Annotated in this window: 22 protein-coding genes; 7 read left to right on the top strand and 15 right to left on the bottom strand. The window is 67.8% G+C overall.

The features are described from left to right. The first annotated feature begins 598 nt into the window (after positions 1-598). Positions 599-1,354, top strand: a complete 756-nt coding sequence (locus ACFQO7_RS22775; RefSeq protein ID WP_376808249.1) for a hypothetical protein — start codon at positions 599-601, stop codon at positions 1,352-1,354. 70 nt (positions 1,355-1,424) lie between these two features. Here ACFQO7_RS22775 and ACFQO7_RS22770 read toward each other — a convergent pair whose 3' ends face one another. From ACFQO7_RS22770 to ACFQO7_RS22755, 4 genes are all read right to left on the bottom strand, one after another. Then, on the bottom strand, positions 1,425-2,330 hold the full coding sequence (locus tag ACFQO7_RS22770) for a PIN domain-containing protein (protein WP_376808248.1): 906 nt from the start codon (positions 2,328-2,330) through the stop codon (positions 1,425-1,427). Between the two features lie 3 nt (positions 2,331-2,333). Further along, entirely contained in the window at positions 2,334-2,471 is a 138-nt protein-coding gene (locus ACFQO7_RS22765) for a hypothetical protein (protein WP_376808247.1), read from the bottom strand. 143 nt (positions 2,472-2,614) lie between these two features. Continuing rightward, on the bottom strand, positions 2,615-2,827 hold the full coding sequence (locus tag ACFQO7_RS22760; protein ID WP_376808246.1) for a hypothetical protein: 213 nt from the start codon (positions 2,825-2,827) through the stop codon (positions 2,615-2,617). A 498-nt stretch (positions 2,828-3,325) separates the two neighbouring features. Continuing rightward, positions 3,326-3,868 (bottom strand): peptidase inhibitor family I36 protein, encoded by a 543-nt coding sequence (locus tag ACFQO7_RS22755; RefSeq protein ID WP_376808245.1) that lies wholly within the window; start codon positions 3,866-3,868, stop codon positions 3,326-3,328. 384 nt (positions 3,869-4,252) lie between these two features. Here ACFQO7_RS22755 and ACFQO7_RS22750 point away from each other — a divergent pair, with 384 nt between their 5' ends. Both ACFQO7_RS22750 and ACFQO7_RS22745 read left to right on the top strand, forming a co-directional pair. Next, on the top strand, positions 4,253-4,822 hold the full coding sequence (locus tag ACFQO7_RS22750) for an RNA polymerase sigma factor (protein WP_376808244.1): 570 nt from the start codon (positions 4,253-4,255) through the stop codon (positions 4,820-4,822). Further along, positions 4,819-5,997 carry a hypothetical protein gene (locus ACFQO7_RS22745; RefSeq protein ID WP_376808243.1) on the top strand — a complete coding sequence of 393 codons (1,179 nt, stop codon included), beginning with the start codon at positions 4,819-4,821 and terminating at the stop codon, positions 5,995-5,997. Before ACFQO7_RS22750 ends, ACFQO7_RS22745 begins: the two co-directional genes overlap by 4 nt. A gap of 89 nt (positions 5,998-6,086) precedes the next feature. Here ACFQO7_RS22745 and ACFQO7_RS22740 read toward each other — a convergent pair whose 3' ends face one another. After that, on the bottom strand, positions 6,087-6,398 hold the full coding sequence (locus tag ACFQO7_RS22740; RefSeq protein ID WP_376808242.1) for a hypothetical protein: 312 nt from the start codon (positions 6,396-6,398) through the stop codon (positions 6,087-6,089). A 30-nt stretch (positions 6,399-6,428) separates the two neighbouring features. Here ACFQO7_RS22740 and ACFQO7_RS22735 point away from each other — a divergent pair, with 30 nt between their 5' ends. Next, positions 6,429-7,322, top strand: coding sequence for an IS5 family transposase (locus tag ACFQO7_RS22735; RefSeq protein WP_376808241.1), 894 nt, complete (start codon positions 6,429-6,431; stop codon positions 7,320-7,322). A gap of 476 nt (positions 7,323-7,798) precedes the next feature. Here the strand turns inward: ACFQO7_RS22735 and ACFQO7_RS22730 are convergent, their stop codons facing one another. Both ACFQO7_RS22730 and ACFQO7_RS22725 read right to left on the bottom strand, forming a co-directional pair. Further along, entirely contained in the window at positions 7,799-8,461 is a 663-nt protein-coding gene (locus tag ACFQO7_RS22730; RefSeq protein WP_376808240.1) for a class I SAM-dependent methyltransferase, read from the bottom strand. Between the two features lie 82 nt (positions 8,462-8,543). Further along, a complete protein-coding gene (locus ACFQO7_RS22725) occupies positions 8,544-8,951 on the bottom strand; it encodes a four-helix bundle copper-binding protein (RefSeq protein WP_376808239.1) in 408 nt (135 codons plus the stop codon). Between the two features lie 316 nt (positions 8,952-9,267). On the opposite strand from ACFQO7_RS22725, the gene ACFQO7_RS22720 reads away from it, so the two are divergent. The 3 genes from ACFQO7_RS22720 to ACFQO7_RS22710 all read left to right on the top strand — a co-directional run bounded on the left by ACFQO7_RS22720 (position 9,268) and on the right by ACFQO7_RS22710 (position 12,430). Further along, positions 9,268-9,813, top strand: a complete 546-nt coding sequence (locus ACFQO7_RS22720) for a hypothetical protein (protein ID WP_376808238.1) — start codon at positions 9,268-9,270, stop codon at positions 9,811-9,813. Beyond that, entirely contained in the window at positions 9,810-10,802 is a 993-nt protein-coding gene (locus ACFQO7_RS22715; RefSeq protein WP_376808237.1) for a tyrosinase family protein, read from the top strand. Before ACFQO7_RS22720 ends, ACFQO7_RS22715 begins: the two co-directional genes overlap by 4 nt. Before the next feature lie 251 nt (positions 10,803-11,053). Next, positions 11,054-12,430, top strand: a complete 1,377-nt coding sequence (locus tag ACFQO7_RS22710) for a C40 family peptidase (protein WP_376808236.1) — start codon at positions 11,054-11,056, stop codon at positions 12,428-12,430. A gap of 172 nt (positions 12,431-12,602) precedes the next feature. Here the strand turns inward: ACFQO7_RS22710 and ACFQO7_RS22705 are convergent, their stop codons facing one another. The 8 genes from ACFQO7_RS22705 to ACFQO7_RS22670 all read right to left on the bottom strand — a co-directional run bounded on the left by ACFQO7_RS22705 (position 12,603) and on the right by ACFQO7_RS22670 (position 18,607). Further along, entirely contained in the window at positions 12,603-13,289 is a 687-nt protein-coding gene (locus tag ACFQO7_RS22705) for a hypothetical protein (protein WP_376808235.1), read from the bottom strand. A 69-nt stretch (positions 13,290-13,358) separates the two neighbouring features. Then, positions 13,359-13,943, bottom strand: a complete 585-nt coding sequence (locus ACFQO7_RS22700) for an RNA polymerase sigma factor (RefSeq protein WP_376808234.1) — start codon at positions 13,941-13,943, stop codon at positions 13,359-13,361. A 189-nt stretch (positions 13,944-14,132) separates the two neighbouring features. Continuing rightward, positions 14,133-14,891 (bottom strand): zinc metalloprotease, encoded by a 759-nt coding sequence (locus tag ACFQO7_RS22695; RefSeq protein WP_376808233.1) that lies wholly within the window; start codon positions 14,889-14,891, stop codon positions 14,133-14,135. Between the two features lie 266 nt (positions 14,892-15,157). Next, the gene (locus tag ACFQO7_RS22690; protein ID WP_376808232.1) at positions 15,158-16,051 is read right to left on the bottom strand and encodes a M56 family metallopeptidase; all 894 of its coding nucleotides are present in this window, start codon (positions 16,049-16,051) and stop codon (positions 15,158-15,160) included. Continuing rightward, positions 16,015-16,380 carry a BlaI/MecI/CopY family transcriptional regulator gene (locus ACFQO7_RS22685; protein ID WP_376808231.1) on the bottom strand — a complete coding sequence of 122 codons (366 nt, stop codon included), beginning with the start codon at positions 16,378-16,380 and terminating at the stop codon, positions 16,015-16,017. The genes ACFQO7_RS22690 and ACFQO7_RS22685 overlap by 37 nt, the downstream gene beginning before the upstream one ends. A 128-nt stretch (positions 16,381-16,508) precedes the next feature. Then, positions 16,509-17,147 (bottom strand): DUF305 domain-containing protein, encoded by a 639-nt coding sequence (locus ACFQO7_RS22680; protein ID WP_376808230.1) that lies wholly within the window; start codon positions 17,145-17,147, stop codon positions 16,509-16,511. Positions 17,148-17,303: 156 nt separating this feature from the next. After that, positions 17,304-17,528, bottom strand: a complete 225-nt coding sequence (locus ACFQO7_RS22675; RefSeq protein ID WP_376808229.1) for a cation transporter — start codon at positions 17,526-17,528, stop codon at positions 17,304-17,306. Continuing rightward, positions 17,525-18,607 (bottom strand): sulfite exporter TauE/SafE family protein, encoded by a 1,083-nt coding sequence (locus tag ACFQO7_RS22670; protein WP_376808228.1) that lies wholly within the window; start codon positions 18,605-18,607, stop codon positions 17,525-17,527. Before ACFQO7_RS22670 ends, ACFQO7_RS22675 begins: the two co-directional genes overlap by 4 nt. Between the last annotated feature and the right edge of the window lie 42 nt (positions 18,608-18,649).

Below are 18,649 nucleotides of genomic sequence, written 5' to 3'. Positions count from 1 at the left end.
CACAGGTGGCGACATTCGCTGGCCACCAGTGGCGACCTCACGATGGCCGTTGACACGCAGGGATCGGTCCCAGTCGCGTAGGTAGCTGGCCCACGTCTTGGGTGTCCGGGAGATCAACTGGTCTGGATCAAACGTCATGGTTGACTCCACGCGGGCGCGATCGGTTCACAGGAGAGCTGTCTGCCGATCGTTGGCTGCCTTTGCGTGACCAGCGGAGTGCAGGATGTTGCTTGAGATCGCTACGGGTCATGCCCTTAAAGGGTCGCCTTGGGTTGTTGATTGCGGTGTTGGGCTAGCGACGGTCACCCAACAGCACCCAACAGCACCCAACGCGACGCCAGGCGCGGGCCGATCTGCCGATGCGTGTTCATGACGGCTTCCGGCTGACCTCGCCGATCAGTCGAGGTGGGGTGAGGTGGGGAGGCTGCGTATGGCAGACGGTGTGGCCGACGGGCCGCCTTGAAGGCCGTGGCCCGACTACTCAAGTGTGGCTCGATCAAGTCGCTGGCCCGTGAGTGAGAGGAGCGAGCGGCCGTGTCTGCTTCCGGCAGCCCGTGTCTGGCTACAAGATGGACAACATCTGAGACAGGAGTACGAAGTGCTTCAATTCCCGGTGTCCATCGACAACCCGTTCTGGCGCGTGTGGCAGGGTCCACGCGAGCGATTCCAAGCTGTGGATGAAGTGACCATGCGTTCGCTTGAGGTCGTGCACACCCTGTGCCGCCATCTGGCCGCTGACGTGACAGCAGCTGGTGCCGGTGTCACGAGAATGGACAGCCTCACTTCCATGCTCGAAGGGAAGGCTGCCGGCGCCTATGGCGAAGTGGGCGCTCGCGGCCATCGGTGGCACAGCATCTGGATCACACATCACTGGAACATGACGAGCCTCTACGCCCAGGCTTCGCTGGACTACGCTTGGGCCACCTCTCGGATCGCGAGCATGCTCGCAGCTGATCTGAAGGTCCCTCCGTTGACTGCGTGGTCGGACGATGACCGTTATCCCAGTAGCGACTGGCTTACCGCCGACCCTGACCAGCGTCTGGCGCCTGTTCAGGTACGCGGTACGGCGGTGAAGGTGCTACAAGGTCATGAGGTGGTCGGTATCAACGACTATCTGAAGGTGTCACATGGCCGGATGGTCGACGCGATGGTCAAAGTGCTCAAGGTAAGCCCTGACGATTTCAAAGATCGGCTTGGGGATCCGCACGTAGCGGTTATGGAGCCAGAGGACAGCCAAGCGCACGACGCGCGTCGAAGCCGCTTGCTGGATGCGGCCGTGGCTCTGGATGCGTACGGTGCGGGCTGCGCTTGCGCGATTGTCGCGGTGGACGAGGAGAAGTCCAATAGAAGTTGATCACCAGTCGTTCGCCCAATGCCCGAGACTTTGAGGAGTCAGACGCAAGATTGCTTTGGAACCTGATCGGTCAGGAATCCCACCGGGAGCGGCTGCGCCAGATCGTGAATGTTGATGGGCCGTGGAACTTGTCCTCGCGGCGGGGCTTCTGTTCGGGACCCGGGTCCTTCTTGAACTTTGCGACGGTGAGCCCAGCAGCACGTGCTCGTAACGCCATGCCGGTGTCGAAGGTGATAAGCATGATCGGCCTGCCCGCGAAGGACTCGATGGCGGCGACGCGGTCGACGATCTCGTCGTCTGTGTCGGCGAGCCGGATGTGGCCGGGGCGGTCCAGGATGACCTCGACCCGGGTCTCGCGACGGCTGGTCGTCGGTGTGCCGTTCTCGGGTAGCAGCAGGCCGGGTCGGTCGGGGTCTCTCAGTAGATCATCGAGAACCGCGATCGAGTAGCGGGCTCGGGCCCGGTAGCGCTCCGCGCCTTCCTTGAGCCGGTCGAGTTCGTCGATCACGGCAAGCGGCACGAGGATCTGGATGTTTTCGCGATTGTCGTCGAGCAGGTCGTGGAAGTTCGTTTCGCGTAGCGGCTTGTCGTGGTTCAGGAAGAATGTCGTGTCCAGGGCGAGGAACACGTCGACGCGTTCCCAGCTGCGTATCCGATCAGCGATGGCATTCTTCGCGGCTTCGAGTGCGGCGATGCGTTCGTCGAGTTCGAAGGTGACGCCATTGTCTGCGGCGGACCTTGCTGCGTGTGAAGCCCACAGCAGACGGTGCCGGTCGGTGAAGATCAGGCGATCGATCTCGCCGCGGGGAACTTGCCCACGAAGCTGGGCGGCGGAGTTGTCCGACCAGTCGAGGTAGCGGCCGAGGAGGTTGCCGTTGCCACCGTTGCCGCGCAGGTTGGAGGCGGAGATGTGGATCTCGGTGAATACGCGAAGTGCCGTGCGACGGTCTGCGCCGGGAAGAAGGTGTGGGAGCACCGGTTAATTGTCCATGACGACGATTGAAGTGCCTTCACCAAGTGCCGGTTGACCACGGGTGAGGCTTGGTGGGGCGCTGGCCTTTGCGGTGGCGCCTGGCTTAACGGCGTTCATGATGTTGATCATTGCCGAGTGGGTCATCGCACAATGGTATTCGGGATGTAGTTAGTGGTCGCAGGTCGGCGCCTGCTGGTACAGGAGCGGCCGGTGGACGGAGCCTGCATTTGGCCTGTGGCGCTGGTGGCGTCCAGTCGTTCTCCGGACACCACCAGCACATTGATTCGCTACGGCCGGGTCCACTTCTTGAGGATCAGGGGAGCGGTTGCGAGGACGTATGCGGTGATGAGCGCATCGCCGTCGGTATACCACCAGGCGCCGTAGGCGGCGGCGGTGGACAGTGCCGCGACCATTACCTGATAGGTGCTCAGGCGGCGGTTGGGCCGATATGGCCCACCTGTTCCATAGATTTGCGGCTCGTCAGGGGTTACGGTCGGCATGAGCCTCCTGTCTGCGGCAGCGGATAGTGGCTTAGACGGCGTCTGAGGGTCCAACTCGGGCGCCGTCGCTATACCTGGAACCTGCGGGGCTCCAACCGCCGATCGTGCACCCACGGTGTGACGCGGTCAATTCCTGCGCGGGTGTCAAACGCACTGATGGTGCGTCAGGTGTCCAAGATCGGCTCGTTGCGGGGGTGTGCGCGGTGTCCGGATGGCGGTGATGGTGGTGAATGTGTTCACGTCGCGCCCATCGTCAAGATCCATCTAGGGCGGGTGGGGAGCCACGGTCGACGGAATTCGTCGGTTGTGACGTCTAGTGGACTGTTTTGTTCCGCAGATCGTGTCATGTTTCGGCGCGCCATGTTTGCGCAGCTCACAGGCCACCTTCTGTAGCGCTCGCGGGCTGTGGTGCGTTGACTGCGTGCAGTGACGGTCAGGTTGGGGTGTGGGCGGACACCCGGGCGGTCACCAGAATGTCCGCCCGCGAGGGTGGATGGTTCAACAGATGCGGTTGACGTGATCGGCCATGCCCGGCGAGGGGACCAGGCGCAGTCCGCGCTTGCTGGTGGAAATGGTGAACAGCACGGTGTCGCGGGTGTGGGCGCTGGTGCCGGCGGCGTGGTTGAGGAACTGCGCGGAGCCGCTGCCCATGGCGTAGTAGGCGGACATGGTGCGATCGTTCCAGTCCCATGTGGCGAGGTCCTGCCAGCCGCAGCTGGACAGCCTGCCGCGCAGGCCGGCGTAGTCAGGCTGGTCCCAGAAGCAGAACCATCCCGACGGGCAGTCGGCGACCGGCCCGGCGGCTGCGGCGGCGCGGTTGGGCCGCGTGCCGAACGTGACGACGAACTTGCCCTGGCTGTAGCTGATCTCGGTGGCGTTGATCTGCGTGCCGCCAGGATGTGCGGCGAGGTAGCCGTCGATCTGATGCTGCAGGGTCGGTTCGGGTGCCGCTGCGAGGGCGGCTGTCGGCGGGACGGACAGCGCCGCCGTTGCGGCGGCGATGGCCAGCGCGCGGGCGATGCGGTGCGGGATGGGTTTCACGGAGCCTCCACGGGGTGTGTGCCAGCGTGGTGCGAGACGATCGTGAGCGCTGTGCGTGGGTTGGCCGAGTCCCCGTCAACATCAGCTCTGAGTGTGGACGTCGTCGCACAGTGCGACCGATGAACCGATCGTAGGGAGCCTGCCGCTCGGCCGATCCGCGATGTTAAGAAACTTACATGAATGAATGTAATGACCATGACCTGCCATGTTGCACGCAGGGATAAGTCAAGCATCGATGCGTTGTGTCGGGTGGGTGACTTTGACGAATTCGCGGTCGCGACAGTGTCATAACCGCGGCCTTCCGTGGGCGTCTACAAGCGACGGTGCGGCTAAAGCTGGTGCCCGGAGTAACGGGCACCGGGCAGGGACGAACGGAGTACGTCATTGAAAAGCGGCACCCCTCGCGACACGGACTGGCACGCCAAGCTGTGCGAGGCAAGCGACGGCCAGATCGCCAAGTTCGCCCTCAGCGTGCTCGAGCCCTCACTGCGGCACCTGTTCGAAGAGGTCGTGCAAGGCGTCCGCGAGGTGTCGTGGAAAAAGCGTGAGCAGGTCCCCGACGGCGACGACGCACTCAGGTGGCTGCTGGGGGTCGCCGCGAACGAGGTGAAGCGGGTGCGGCGGGCCGAGGCGCGCCACCGAGATCGCCGCGCACCCATGGGCCAGATTCCCGAGCGGCCGACGCCCTCCGCAGAGGAATCGGTCGTGGACAGCGACGTATGGCGCGTGCTCATGGAGGCGGCCGGCGACGAGGTCGACGGCCAGATCCTCAATCTCGTCTACAACCAAGGCCTGACCCACGCCGAAGTCGGCGCAGCACTACAGCCCCTGTACCCGAAAGTGAAGCTAACCCCGGGCAACGTTGCCCAACGCCTCAAGCGCGCCCGCGACCAGATCGCAGCCCGCATCGGCCAGGACCCGCAGCGGTTCATCCTCGGAGGAGATCAGTCATGACGCCTACCGGACCCGACCGCCACGACGACGACGTCGTCCGGCTGCTGCGCGCGGCCGATCCGCTGCGGAACTGGACCCTGCCGCCAATGTTGCGCACACCCGAGGACGCCCGCCGTGCCACCCGCTGGAGGCTGCCACGGCTGCGTCCGAACGTGCATCGTCCTCGCGGGCCAGTCCGGTCGCGGCGACCTCAAGCTCTGGCAGGCGGAAGCATCATCGTCGCAGTTCTCCTATGGCTGGGCGGCGGGGCGGTGATCATGCCGAACGCGCGACCCGGCGACCCGGGGCCATCCGGTCTGACCTCACCCACGGCGGCAGGGCCTAGTGCCTCGGCGCGGCCCGGCATCAGACTCGTCGCGTACACACCGGCCGAGCTGCCCCGCGAAGACATCGACGAAGATGCCGCCGGCATGCTGCGACAACTGATGAGCGACATCACCGGCCCGGAGGCGCCGCCGGGCAGGAAGGTCACCTACGTTCGGCTACAAGAGTGGGGGCTCAATCTCACCGACCCTCATCCGCCGAAGCTGCTCGTGGCGCAAGACAGGCAGGTCTGGTGGAACGCCGAGCGCTACGCCTACACCCGCACCACCACCTTGCCCGGCCAGAAACCCGACCGAGTCCGAGCCGACTACACCGGCAAACTGCCGGCTGGCTTCACATTCACCGGCTACCACGACATCCCCGACGGCAGCTCGGACTCGGGGATCACGGTCCTGATTCCCGACCCGTCCGAGGACCCCCGAAATCTTGCCGGACAGCTTGCCGCCTCCCATCCCGGAGGCACGCCGCGGCAGCTGATCCGGGCCGTTGGCGCCCTATACCGACAGCACCACCTCGGCAACGCCGAACGCGCCGCCGTGCTGGATGTCCTCGCCGCCGCGGGTCTGCGCTACTGGGGCAAGGTCACCGACCGTAAGGGCAGGCCAGGGATCGCCGTAGGAACCGAAAGCACCGTCAAAGGCATGGGTCCAGACCACAAACCCGTCACCTACACCGTGCGCGACATGCTCGTCATCGACACCTCCAGCGGAAACCTGCTCGCCTACGAAGAGACCGCGTTGGCACCGCTAGGGCCAGTGGACGACGAAACCGGATCGGCACCTGGCAAGGTCATCCACTATGTGCTGTACCTGGAGAACGAAAAGGTCAGCCGTATACCTGGACTACGGTGAACAACCTTAGCCCGAGCCAGGGAGCCTTCGTAAGCTCAGCCACAGCCGCGGAACCGACAGGTGTCGCCAACGTCGGCTGATTGAGGAGCTCAGGCCGCCACGGTCAGCGGCCGCGGTTCCCAACCTGTGGCAGTTACGGAGGCTCCCTGCGGCGCGTAGTCGCTGGCGCGTTGGACGCGCCAGCGACCGAACCGCCGCCCGTAGGTGTAGGCGGTCTCGGCTGACCTGCGTGCCGCGGCCTCGTCGTCGAACGGATTGGTGATCCGCCGTCCCTGCTCGCTATCGACTAGCGCCTGTTTCAGAAGTGCGGTGGAGCGCTTGCCCACGGCCGTGAACCGCTCACCCTGCTGGCGCGCGTGTCGTTGATAGATAAACAGCGAGGTCTCCGGTAGACCGTTCAACGACGAAGAAGAACTGACACCGGAGACCTCGTGGCCACCATACCGGCGGCGAGGCGGCACGACCTGACCGACGCGCAGTGGGCCGCGCTGCAACCGCTGCTGCCCAAGGGCAGCAAGCCAGGTCGTCCGCCGAAGTGGGACAAGCGCCAGCTCATCGACGGCATCAGGTGGCGGGTGCGGGTCGGCTGCCCCTGGCGCGACATCCCGGACGCGTACGGGCCCTGGCAGACCGTCTACGGGCTGTTCCGCCGCTGGCAGCGCGCGGGGGTCTGGCAGCAGATCCTCACCGGCCTGCAAGCCGGCGCCGACGCGGCCGGGCTGTTCGGCTGGGACGTCAGCGTCGACTCCACGATCGCCCGCGCTCACCAGCACGCCGCCGGCGCCCGTACCCGGCCGCAGGAGCAGAAGGAACCGCCCGGCGGCGTCGAGGAAGAACCCGCCGACCACGCCCTCGGCAGGTCCCGCGGCGGGTTCACCACCAAGCTGCACCTGGCCTGCGAGCAGGGCCAGAAGCCCCTCGCCGTGGTGGTGACCGGTGGGCAGCGCGGCGACAGCCCGCAGTTCACGAAGGTCCTGGCCCGTATCCGGGTGCCACGCCCAGGCGGCGGGCGTCCACGGACCCGACCGGACCGGGTCCTGGCCGACAAGGCGTACAGCTCGGCCGCCAACCGGGCCCACCTGCGGCGACGCGGGATCAAGGCGACGATCCCGGTCAAGGCCGACCAGGCCGCCAACCGGCGCAAGAAGGGGCCGAAGGGCGGACGGCCGCCGACCTTCGACCCCGAGATCTACAAGCAGCGCCACGCCGTGGAGTGCGGCATCAACCGGCTCAAACGCAACCGCGGCGTGGCCACCAGGTACGACAAGCTCGCCGTCCGCTACCAGGCCACCTACAACATCGCCGCGATCAACGAATGGCTCTGACCCCGCTTATGAAACAGGCGCTAGTGCTCCACCAGTTCCGAAAAGTTCTCAGGGAGATGGACCACAGGCGGACACCATTCCCTGCGGCTCGCGATTGAGCCATCCCCCGAGCAAAACCGCCGAGGCGGGGCTCCCGTCCTGATCACTTGATTGAACGTAAAGTGATCGCCGCCCTCATCGCTGCGGACCGCTAAGCGAGCATGCTCAGCAGGCAGGACACCTAGCATCTGCTTCCGCGCTTCGCCGTGAGACTGAGCGACCCCAGTGGTGGACCCCTTAACTGCGTCAAGTCGGTGACCTCGAGGACCGCAGTCGCTGTAGGGCCAGCGAAAAGCCCGTCAAAAGGAACCAGGCCAGGGTCCTAGGACGGCTTTACCCACGGTGCGCCAGCTCCCTGCTGCTGCGGCCTTCCGCTGGACCCAGGTGCAAGTTGCGCCTTCGCCGAACGGACCACAGCGGCAGCCGACCCGTTTGGCCTAGGCGCTCTGCCGGCTGCCTGCGGTCGGATAAGCGGTACCCGCGATGTGGGCGAACCGGGGTACACCTACACAGGGACTGAACCCGAACCGAGTGCAGCTGCTGATGATGAACCCGTTGGCCACAATGACCGCGGCGGTGTCGTGGTTAGGCCGGCAACCGCCGGCTAGCCGTGCCCACACCGGGGCGATCAGGTCTTGAAGTAGTCCCAGGACGAACTTGTCAGATCGGACATGTTCGTAGAAACGAAGCTGCCCATCCGGGTGAAGTACCCGTCTGATCTCGGCTAGAGCATGGGCCGGGTCGGGCACGGTGCATAGGACCAGCGACGCCACCGCTGTATCGAAGGCGTTGTCAGGCGCAGGCAGCGCATCGGCATGCCCGGCGACGACCTCCACTGGCACCGGGGCGCGTTGTGCGGCGTGCTGAGCGAGTGCGCGAAGAGTGTCATCCGGTTCCACGGCCAAAACGCGGGTGACCTCCGGCGGGTAGTGGGCGAAATTGAGGCCGTTGCCCGCACCGACCTCAATGACCGTCCCGGCCAGCCCTTCCAGCAGCCGAGCGCGGTGCTCAGCCCCACCGTGAGCCTCGGCCCTGTTGCTGATCGCCGTGTAGAAGCGGGCGAACCGGGGATGCTGCATGTCGTTGACGTGCCGGTTCATCAACGTCTCCTGTGCAACAACACCAATCCTGCGGTTCGCTCGCCCGCCGCCTGATGCGGCGGGCGAGCGAACCGAGGATCGTTCACTTCATCGCCGCCAGCAGCTGCTGGCAGGCCGCCTCGCAGTCCCGGCACGCCTGCGCGCAGATCCGGCAGTGCTCGTGCATGTCTGCGTGGCGCTCGCACTCGTCGGCGCAGGTGCGGCAGGCCATGACACAGGCCTCCAGCAACGTGCGGCTGATGTTGGCGTCGTAGCCGGTGTGCCGCGACAGCACCCGAGCCGTGGCCTGGCAGATGTCGGCGCAGTCGAGGTTGGTGCGGATGCACTTGGCCAGCTCGGCGATCATCGGCTCACTCAGGCAGGCGTCAGCGCACGCAGTGCACGCTTCGCTGCAGGAGATCAACGAGTCGATCGCGGACGCGAGCTGGCGCCGGTCAAGGTTGATCTCCAGCGGGTAGGTCTCGAGCATGGGCATGGTCACGTTGGTCATGGTGCTGCTCTCCCTTGGTCGCTACGCCCGCAGGTATACCCACACGTAACAGCTTCCATGCGCATGAAACAGGCGTATCGGGATGCTGACCGCCGCACTCCGGGGGGTGTTTGTGACGGGAGTAGCTGGCCATCAGCAAGTAGCAGAGGACGTGTCCTTGCGTCCGGTTGTCCCCTTGGCGGCTGGGCCGGCCACCTCCGGTCGTCGGCTAGCGGCAGGTGTGTCGGAATGCCGTCGTCACGTTGTTTCACCTGCGGCGTGGTGCCACAGTGCTTTCGCTCGCGGCCCACCGCCGCGGCGAGACGGTGGAGGAACAGTGACCTTCTTGAAGGACGAAGGCCCAGGACAGGCCGACTTCACGGCCGCGCTGCGGGCCGGCGGCTATGGCCTGCCCGATCCAGCTGCGGCCGGTCACGGCCACGCGCACGGCGTCGACGGGGTGTCGACGGGGGTCCGCACCGCGATCCACAAGGGGCGCGAGATCCGCATCGAGACCACATACAAGATCACGATCGACGGCAAGCCGCTGCAGGGCGGCCTGGAGGTGCTCGACAACGGCGCGGTGCACTACCACGGCCTGCCGCAGTACGCGCTGCCGTCAGCGATCGACATGTGCAAGCGGGTGCTGGACTACTTCGGCACCGAGCCGCCCGCCGTCGACCAGCTCGGCTGCGGCGTCGGCGAGCACGGCGACCACTGCGGCAACGGCACGTCCTGCTGCGTGCCCGACACCAGCGGTCAGCACGACCACGGCCAGCACCAGCACGGCGACTCCCCGGCGTCCGCGCCGACGCTGGCCTCCATGCCGCAGCAGCACGACCACGGCCACGACCACACCCACGACCACGGGAGCCACCGGTGACCGCCGTACGCGCCAACATCCAGAACTCCGAGCAGGCCCGCGACCGGTTCCTGGCCGGCGTCGTCGCGCTCAACGCCGAGCAGTCCGGCTACACCACCTCCCAGCTCAACCAGCTGCTGTCCCCGTCCATCCCGGGCTTCCGGCTGTACGGCGTGGACCAGCAACTGACCACCTGGGACCTGTTCGTGCTGTGGCACTTCGTGGCCATGCAGATGCCCAGCTCCCCGTCGCGGCCCATGCGCAACCTGGCGCACGGTGGCCCGATCTTCCTGCCCTGGCACCGGATGTTCCTGCTGCGCCTGGAGCAGCAGATCCAGCGGATCACCGGCGACGCCGAGGCGGGCCTGCCGTACTGGGACTGGACCGTCGACGGCGGCCTGTCCTTCGACCAGCAGCACACCAGCTCCCTGTGGGGCGCGACGGCGCTCGGCGACGCGCGTGGCGACGTGGTCAGCGGCCCGCTGGCCGCGATGCGGGTTCGCCTGGTCGGGTACGGCACGCAGCTGTGGTCGGTCGAGCCGCGGCCGCTGCAGCGCGCCGCGGGCACCGACACCGACGTGCCCGGCCTGCCCACGGCCGAGGACGCCAAGTGGGCCCTGGAGGCGGGCCTGGCCTACGACAGCCTGCCGTGGGACGTCAGCTCCGACGGCTTCCGCAACCGGGTGGAGGGCTGGATCGACCCGCGCCGCATCGGGCAGGCGGGCAGCCCGCAGATGCACAACCGGGTGCACGTGTGGGTCGGCGGCGACATGGGTCCGGGCAGCTCGCCCAACGACCCGCTGTTCTACCTCAACCACTGCAACGTCGACCGGCTGTGGGAGGCGTGGCTGCTGCGCGACGGCCGCACCTACCTGCCCGGCGCGGGCGCGGAGCAGCCGCCCAGCGGGCAGGGCCTGGACGACACGATGGTGACGCTGCTGGGCGAGCCGCTGACCCCGTCCCAGGTCCTCGACGCCTCAGCCTGGTACAGCTACGACACGACTCCGTAGCTCACGAATCATGCCGCAGGCGGTGACCGCACCACGGTCTGCCGCCTGCGGCAGCCTGGGACAACTGTGGCCGGGATGCTGTGGTGGGCTTGGCGGCCGGTGCGCATATGGCCGCCTTCGCCTGACGGCGACGGGGCGGCGTTGTGGGTGTCGACTCGTCATGGTTCACAGGAGATGCACAGCCGCACATCGTCGTTGACGGGTCGACACCGTCGCTCGACTCCGGTAGGAAAGCGGTGGGACTGGGGAGAGTGAGAACGACGGTGTCCAAACGACGAAGTGGACGAAACAGGCGGCAGGGCCAGGTTGCGCTGGGCAGCGCCGTGCTGAGTGCACTCATCGCAGGTGGCATCGCCATCCCTGCCGCTGCGGATCCGCCGGTCGGCTCCAACATCACAGCGATCCCGGACCCGGGTGCCCGTCCTCAGCCCGAAGGGCTGCCGGCGCTGCCACTGGGCTCGCTGAGCCAGCCACGCACCCAGCCCACTACCGCCCAGGCGCTGCTGTTGGCGCAGTACAGCGCCGCCGAGCTGGAGCTGTCGGTTCTCGCGGCACGCCGCAGCGAGCTGTACCAGACGTACGCCAACGCCATTGTGGCCAAAGCCCTCGCCGACTTCGCGTGGAGAGCGACTGCCGACGACCTGCGTACCGCCAAGCAGGAAGCCGAAGCCGCGGCGGTGGCTGCCTACCAGGGCGCGGTGAAGGCACCACCGCAGCTGGGTAACTCGCTCGATGAGCTTGAGCAGCTAATCCCGCACACTGACGCGCCCCCGCATACCGAGGCAGCACTGGCCGATCTGGCCCGTGCCCGGCAGGACGAACGCCAGGCGTACACGGTACTCACCGCGGCGATCGACGCCGAACATCAGGCGTCGTCGGCGTATTCGGCGGTGGAGACGGAGTTCAAGCGCAAGGAAGTTGCCTTCCTGGAGCTGAAGCGGCGCCTGGCCGAGCTTCAGTCCGAAGCCGACCGGCTGCGTGAACTCGAGCAGGAAAACCTCGGCTCCTACGACGCCGGGCAGAGTAACGCTGGGCTGGTCGCCCATCCTAAGGCGCGCGAGGCAGTCATGTTCGCACTCAGCCAGCGCGGCAAGCCGTACCGCTGGGGCGATGAGGGCCCGAACACCTATGACTGCTCCGGGCTGATGCTCGCGTCTTACCTTTCGGCCGGCGTCCGGCTCAACCGTGTCGCCAAGGACCAGTACTACGGAACCCGGCACAAGACGGTCAGCAAGAACGCATTGCTGCCCGGTGACCTGCTGTTCTACGCCACCGATCCCAGTGACTGGCGCACGATCCACCACGTGGCGATGTACCTGGGCAACGGCCGCGTCGTTCAGGCGCGTACCACCGGCGACGTGGTGCGGATCTCCACGGTCAACCTGGGCTCGGTCGACTTCGCCACCCGGGTCGTCGACGCGCTCCCGGCCCCGAACCAGCCCGCTCCGACGCGAACAAGCACGCCGACGCAGACGGCTTCGCCGCGGCCGCCGGCGAGCTCCTCGCCGCCGCCGGCGAGCAGTTCGCCGAGCGCAAGCTCATCGCCGTCGCCGAAGCCCTCGCAGTCGCCATCGCCTGCAAGCCCGGTGCCGTCGAACACGCCTCCGCCGGTGCCCGATCCGGCGTGAGCCCTGTCCATCAGTTTCAGGTGGGCACGGCGCGGCGAGCTATGCCAGCGGCGAGGGCTTAGCTGATGTGATGTGTCGGCTGGGGTCATGGCGCTTTATCGCGGCCGTCTCGGTAATTGATCGTTTGTAGGCGGCGGGTGCGCCGCCTACAACGGTGTCGGGGCGGTGAGCGTCAGCGGAACGCCTGCTGCCAGGTCTGCGCGTCAGCGGGGTTGTGCCAGCGGGTGAAGCCGCACGACCAGGCGACCGGGTCGTCGAGCGGTTTTCCGCCGAACCGGGCCTCGCCGGAGACCAGCAGCCGCGAGCCGATGCCGTAGCCGGCGCGGCCGGTGCTGGTCAGACCGCCTGGGGGCAGCATGGCGACGGTGACCTGGTCGCCGTCACCGCCGCGGTACCAGTGATGCACCTGGAAGGTGACTGGCACCTCCGGGAACTGCTCGGCTTTGGCGGGATCGGCGGTGCCCACGGCCAGGACTGTCCCGTCGAACGCGAATGCTCGCTGGGCGAGGGTGTCTGGGCTGTACTGCTCGACGCAGCTGGCGGCGCCGCCGAACACGTCACCGGATGGTGCCGGACTCGCGGCTGCTGTCGGCGCGACGGCCGCAGGGGGCTGGTCGCCGCGGCCGGGAAGGCCGGAGATGGCGAATGCGGCTGCGGCGGCGGCCAGGGTAGCGGCGGTGATCGCGGCGATCCGCCAGGTGCGGCGTGCTGGTGGTGCGGGGGAGTTCGAGGTGGTGTCCATGGCGTTGATCTCCTGACGGATTCGCTGGCGTAGGTGCGGGTCGCCCAGCGCTGCGGCGCGGGTCGCGTCGAGGGTCTGTGCCTGGCGGACCAGGTCGTCGAGCCGGTCGTGGTTCACTGCCGTGCCTCCCTGTCGAACGCGTGCACCGGGTGGGTTGTCATGCCATGTCCACCATCGGGGCGACTGTTACACCGTGACGCCGTAGGCGGCCAGTTCGCGGGCGAACCGGGCACGGGCGCGGTGCAGCCGCACGCGGACCGCGACGTGGCTGCATCCGTGGACCACGGCGACCTGGGCGGTGCTGAGCCCTTCGACGGCGACGAGGGTGAGCAGGTCCCGGTCTGCGGGGCGCAGCCGGGCAAACGCCTCGCGTACACCTTCGGGCCCGTCGGCAGGTGGCGAGGTGTCCGCCCGGCGCGCGGTGTGATCGCGAAGGCGTTGGGTGAGGCGGTCGAAGCGGCGCAGGCCGCGCTGCTGGTTGGCCAGCACCCGCCGGGCGATCCCGAACAGCCACAGCCGGACCTGCTCGCCGTCGGGTGCGTCGGCTGCTCGGCGCCAAGCGGTAAGGAACGTTTCTGCGGCGACGTCAGCGGCGTCGTCGGGGGTGTCGGTGCGGCGCAGTGCGTAGGCGAGGATTGCCTGGTAGTTGCCATCCCAGACGGTGTCGAACCATGTGTGGGCGTTGGCGGGTGCCACGGCCGGCGGCCCGGCTGGCTGCATATCCACCCCCATGACGAGTCCGGCTGCCGGCGGCAGCTTCCACGCTGACATGTCCGGCACATGTCGCGCTGTTACGTCCGTCCACCGTCCGGGTGAGGCCGCTGCGCCGGGGCGGGCTGCCGCCGGCGGGTGCTGCGGGTGGGACGCCCTTGCGGGCGACCTTGCAGGCGAGTCGGCCGGCGCAGCGAGCCCGGGCCGCCAGCGCGGTGGCGCGGGCGGCCCGGTAGGGGAGGAGCAATGTCAGTTGGCCCACAGCACGTGGGTGACGGTGTAGTTGCCGCGGCCCAGTTCACGGACGTAAGTGCTCACGCCCTGGCCGTGGGTGCCCTTGACCAGCCGTCCCCAGGCCTGCCCGGCGTTAGCGGGCGCGACGGTCGGGGTGTTGAAGCTGTCGACGTGGCTGTAGATCGACACCAGCTGCGAGTAGTCGTGGCTGTTGGGGTGCTCGTTGCTGGGCGGGCCGTCGGGGTCGCGGCTGTAGTCCATGCAGCTGCCCAGGTTCGGGTTGGTCTGGTTCTCGTCCTGGTGGCCCAGCCCGAAGGTGTGGCCGACCTCCTGGCACATCACCAGGCGCCGGTAGGCCGGGGTGTTGTACTGGGCCTGCACGAAGTAGGTGTCGTTGACCTTCACGAAGGCGCTGCTGATGTGGTTGCCGGTCGTGATCGAGATCGACGCGATGCCCAGCCAGCCGGTGGAGCCGTAGCTGGCGTTGCAGACCTCCACGTGGCCGGTGGTCGGGGTGCAGCTGGTCTTGGACCCGAACGAACCGCTCACGACCGTGGTGTTGAGCACGGTCGACGCCGTCCAGTCCGAAGACGCTTCGTTGAGGTAGGAGGTCCACGCGGCGGTGACGTTGTTGTCGAGCTTGAGCGTGAACGGGTTGGCGGTGCGGGCCCAGTGGTAGTTGGACCAGGCGTGGCTTGCCTGGGCGGTGGTGGCGGGCAGGGCGAGGGTGGCCAGGGCGGCGGCGGTGGCCGCGGCGATGAGCCGTAGGCGCATGAGGGACTCCCAACGCATCGGGGTGTACGGGGATGCGCTGAGAATTCCACCCTTATTGATGACCATCAAGATGGATGGGTAACGATATGACAACAACTACTATGGACGATCGTAGATGCACCGCTGCGAGGCCAGCATTACTGAACCTTTAACGGCGAGCAGGATAGCGATGTCGAACCTGCCACGCGCAAAGCACCTGGCTGAAGCTGTGACGGGTGACTACGAGGCAGCGTAGTAGACGGCCGGACAGGTTTACTGTGGCGTGGTCACAGCCACGGGTGCAGGCACCACGGCGACACAACAGCCAAGTACGGACCTGCCGCCAGCAGCGCGCCGAGCGAAGCCAACGCCAGCCCGCCACCCCGCCGACGCCATCCCGGCACCCGCCCGGTAAGCCGGGACGCACGCAAGTGCACCGACCCGCCGGTCGCACTGAGCGCCGAGGCGGGCGCAGCCGACAGGCTCAACGCCGCCAACGCCCCGGCCACCGCAGTGCGGCCGTGCCTGCGAGCGGCATCGTCATCGGCGCTCATCTCCAGCAGCAGACCCACGTGCCGGCCGGCCAACGCGAACAGCGGAAGCCACGGCACCGCCCTGGCCAGGCCGAACGCGAGCATCAAGGCCACGTGATGGTGGCCTGCGACGTGTGCGCGCTCGTGAGCCAGCGCAGCGCGCATCTGCTCGCCGGACAAGGTCTGCTGAGCCGCTGTGGTGACCACTATCAGCGACCGGCGGCCGGGCAGGCAGTAGACCATCGCCTCACCGGAGTCCACGACGATCGCACCGAGCCGGTTGTCGGCACGTCCGAGCAGGACCAGCCCGTCACGGTGGCGGGCACGCCGGGCCGATGCCTGCCACGCGGTCACGCACACGCCCCACATCACGCGGACGGTCAACGCACCGAGCAGGATCCACGCCAGCGCCCGCGATGCGGTTGCATGCGCCTGAGCGGCCGCCACCGCACCCGCGGCAGCCCAGCCGGCTACGACAGTGACCAGCGCGATCAGCCATGCTGCCACCGCCAGCCGCGGCGCGAGCACGCCCAGCCGGACCCGGGCCAGCACCGCCGGCGCCAGCAGGCTCACCGCCAGGCCGTACAGCAGCAGGCACTCGGCGATGTGCATCAGCGCCCGCCAGCTGATCGCCGGCGCAGAAGCCACCGCAGCATCTGCGACTGCGACTCGCTCATCGACGCCACGAAGTGTGCCAGCGCCGCGCTCTGGTCGCCTGCGGCTTCCAGCGCGTCGCGCATCAGCTGCGCGGTGTACTGCTCCCGGCTGGCCGAGGGCTCATACGACCAGGCGCGGCCGGTCATCTGCCGCTGCAGGTAGCCCTTCTGGAACAGGTTGTCCATGACGGTCATGACGGTGGTGTAGGCCACCGGCCTGGCCGCCGTCAGCTGCTGCTGGACCTGGCGGACGGTGGCCGGCGACTCGCGCCGCCACATGATGTCCATGATCACGGCTTCGAGGTCACCGAATCCGCGCATCCCTACCGGTCCCGCCTGCCGCCGCCATGCACGGTCACCACTATGTCGCACCGGCGTGGCGTTGTCATGCCACGCCGGTGGCGGTGACCCGGTCGCGATGCCGGGGCAGTGTCAGGTGGGCGCTGGTGTCAGCTGGTGGGGCTCGGCGTCGCGCCCAGCATCTGGCGCATCTGCTCGATCTGGGCGCTCTGGCTGGCCTGGATCTTCTCGGCCAGCTGCTTGGCTGCCGGGTTCGCGCCGCCGGCGATCTCGGCCTTGGCCATCGCGACCGCGCCTTCGTGGTGGGCGATCATCATCTGCAGGAACATCTGGTCGAACTGCTCACCGGTCATGTTCTGCATCTGGCCCATGTCGGGCATGGGGCCCATCGAGGGCATCATGCCGTGGCCCATCGGCGGCGACATCGACGGCATCGCCATGCCGGGGCCCATCGACGGCACCGCTTTGCCCCACTGCCGCAGCCAGGTGCTCATCTGCTCGATCTCGGGGGACTGCTCCTGCCCGATCTGCACGGCGAGCTGTTTGACGTCGGCACCGGCCGCCTTCTGCGCCGCCATGTCGGCCATCATCAGTGCCTGCTGGTGGTGCAGGATCATCTGCTGGACGAACTGCACGTCGGTGTCGTTGAACTGCTGCGTCGGGCTCGGCTGCACCGCGGCAGGCACCGGGGTGTTCTGGGTGGTCTGCGTGCCCGCGCAGCCGGACAAGGCACCGGCGGCTATCAGGACCGCGGCGGTGACAGCTGTCGCGCGAACGGTGTGGCCCATGTCGGCTCCCTGGAACAAGGTTCAGCAATCCTCGACCACCATATGTCCGAAAAGCGTTCATGGGTGCGGTTTCGTGGCAAGCCGGGCTCGGCGGTGGGAACGCCGGTGCCGGTGGCGGTCGTCGCGCCACCGGCACCAGGAGGTGTCTTTTCGTGCTCAGGTCTGCGGCGTGAGAACCGCCTGGTACCCGGCGGCGGTGATCGTCGCGGCGATGACGGCCGGGTCGAGGCTGTCGTCGCTGGTCACCACGGTGCGGCCTTTGCGGACACTCGTCTCGGCCCGCTGCACGCCCGGCACCTCGTCTTCGAGGGTCTCGTCGATGAGCAGTCCGCAGCTGGCGCAGTGCATCCCGGTGACGGCGAATACGTAGGTGGCGCTCATGGGGACTGCTCCGTGACGGTCAGGCGGCCGGTGTACATGCCCATGCCGCAGGAGTACCCCAGCCGGCCTGGTTTGAGGACACCGAGGTCGATGCGGGTGTCGCCGTTGACCGGGAGGATCTTCTCGATGTTGAGGCTGGGGATGACGAAGGAGCGCACGCAGCCCTGCGCTTTGTTCGAGCGCACGATCAGTGTGGTGGGCAGCCCGGCGGCCACGTCGAGGTTGGCCGGGGTGTAGGCGCCGGTGACGGCGCTGACGATCACCGTCTGGTGGCCGGCTTCGACGCTGACCCGGGGGCCGGTGACCTCGGTGGGGGCGTCGCCGGTCAGGCCGAGGGCGTAGGCGATCTGGCTGGCGGCGACCGGGGAGCCGGACAGTTCCAGGCCGCCGTTGAAGGTGTAGGCACCCAGAGCCAGGATCACCACGCCGGTCGCGACAGCCAGGCGCCTGGCCCAGGCGCCGGCGGCACGGCGGGCACGGGCGGCCGCGAAGCCCAGCACCGTGAACAGCGGCGCGGTCCCGACCACGAATACAGCCATGATCAGCGCGCCCTGCCACGGCGACCCGGACGCCACGGCCAGGGCCATGACCGACAGCGTCACCCCGCAGGGGATGAGGATGCTGGCCACGCCGAGCACGGCCGGAGCGAGCGCGGACTGGGAGCGGGCACGGCCGCGTACCAGCCGCGTCCAGGACGCCGGGGGAGTGAAGGTCAGGCCCTTGAACGCCTTGACGCCCAGCTGGCCCAGACCCATCGCGATGATCAGCAGCCCGGCGCCGATCTGGACCATGGCACGCAGATGCATTCCGAGCTGCACCGCGGTGCCCACGGCGCCGAGCAGCGCACCCAGCAGTGCGTGGGAGGCGAGCTTGCCCGCCAGGAACCCGCCGACGGGGGCGAGGTCGTCACCGACACCGACCGGCGCAACCGGGGCGGCGCGGCGGGGGTGGGGGCCGGTGGTGACGGGTTGGCGTTGACGGGACACCAGGCCTGCCAGCAGGCCGCCCTGCACCGCGGCGCAGGACACGCCGCCGGCGAGCAGGCCGAGCAGCAGCACGGAGAAAAGATTCGTCGACACGTGGGGATGAGACCTTTCGCAGATAGGAGGAAACCAGCAGCA

The sequence above is a fragment of the Catellatospora aurea genome, from assembly GCF_042663325.1.
Taxonomy (GTDB): Bacteria; Actinomycetota; Actinomycetes; order Mycobacteriales; family Micromonosporaceae; genus Catellatospora; species Catellatospora aurea.
The sequence above is the reverse complement of the archived record's forward strand: the minus strand, read 5'-3'. Positions and strand labels throughout refer to the sequence as shown.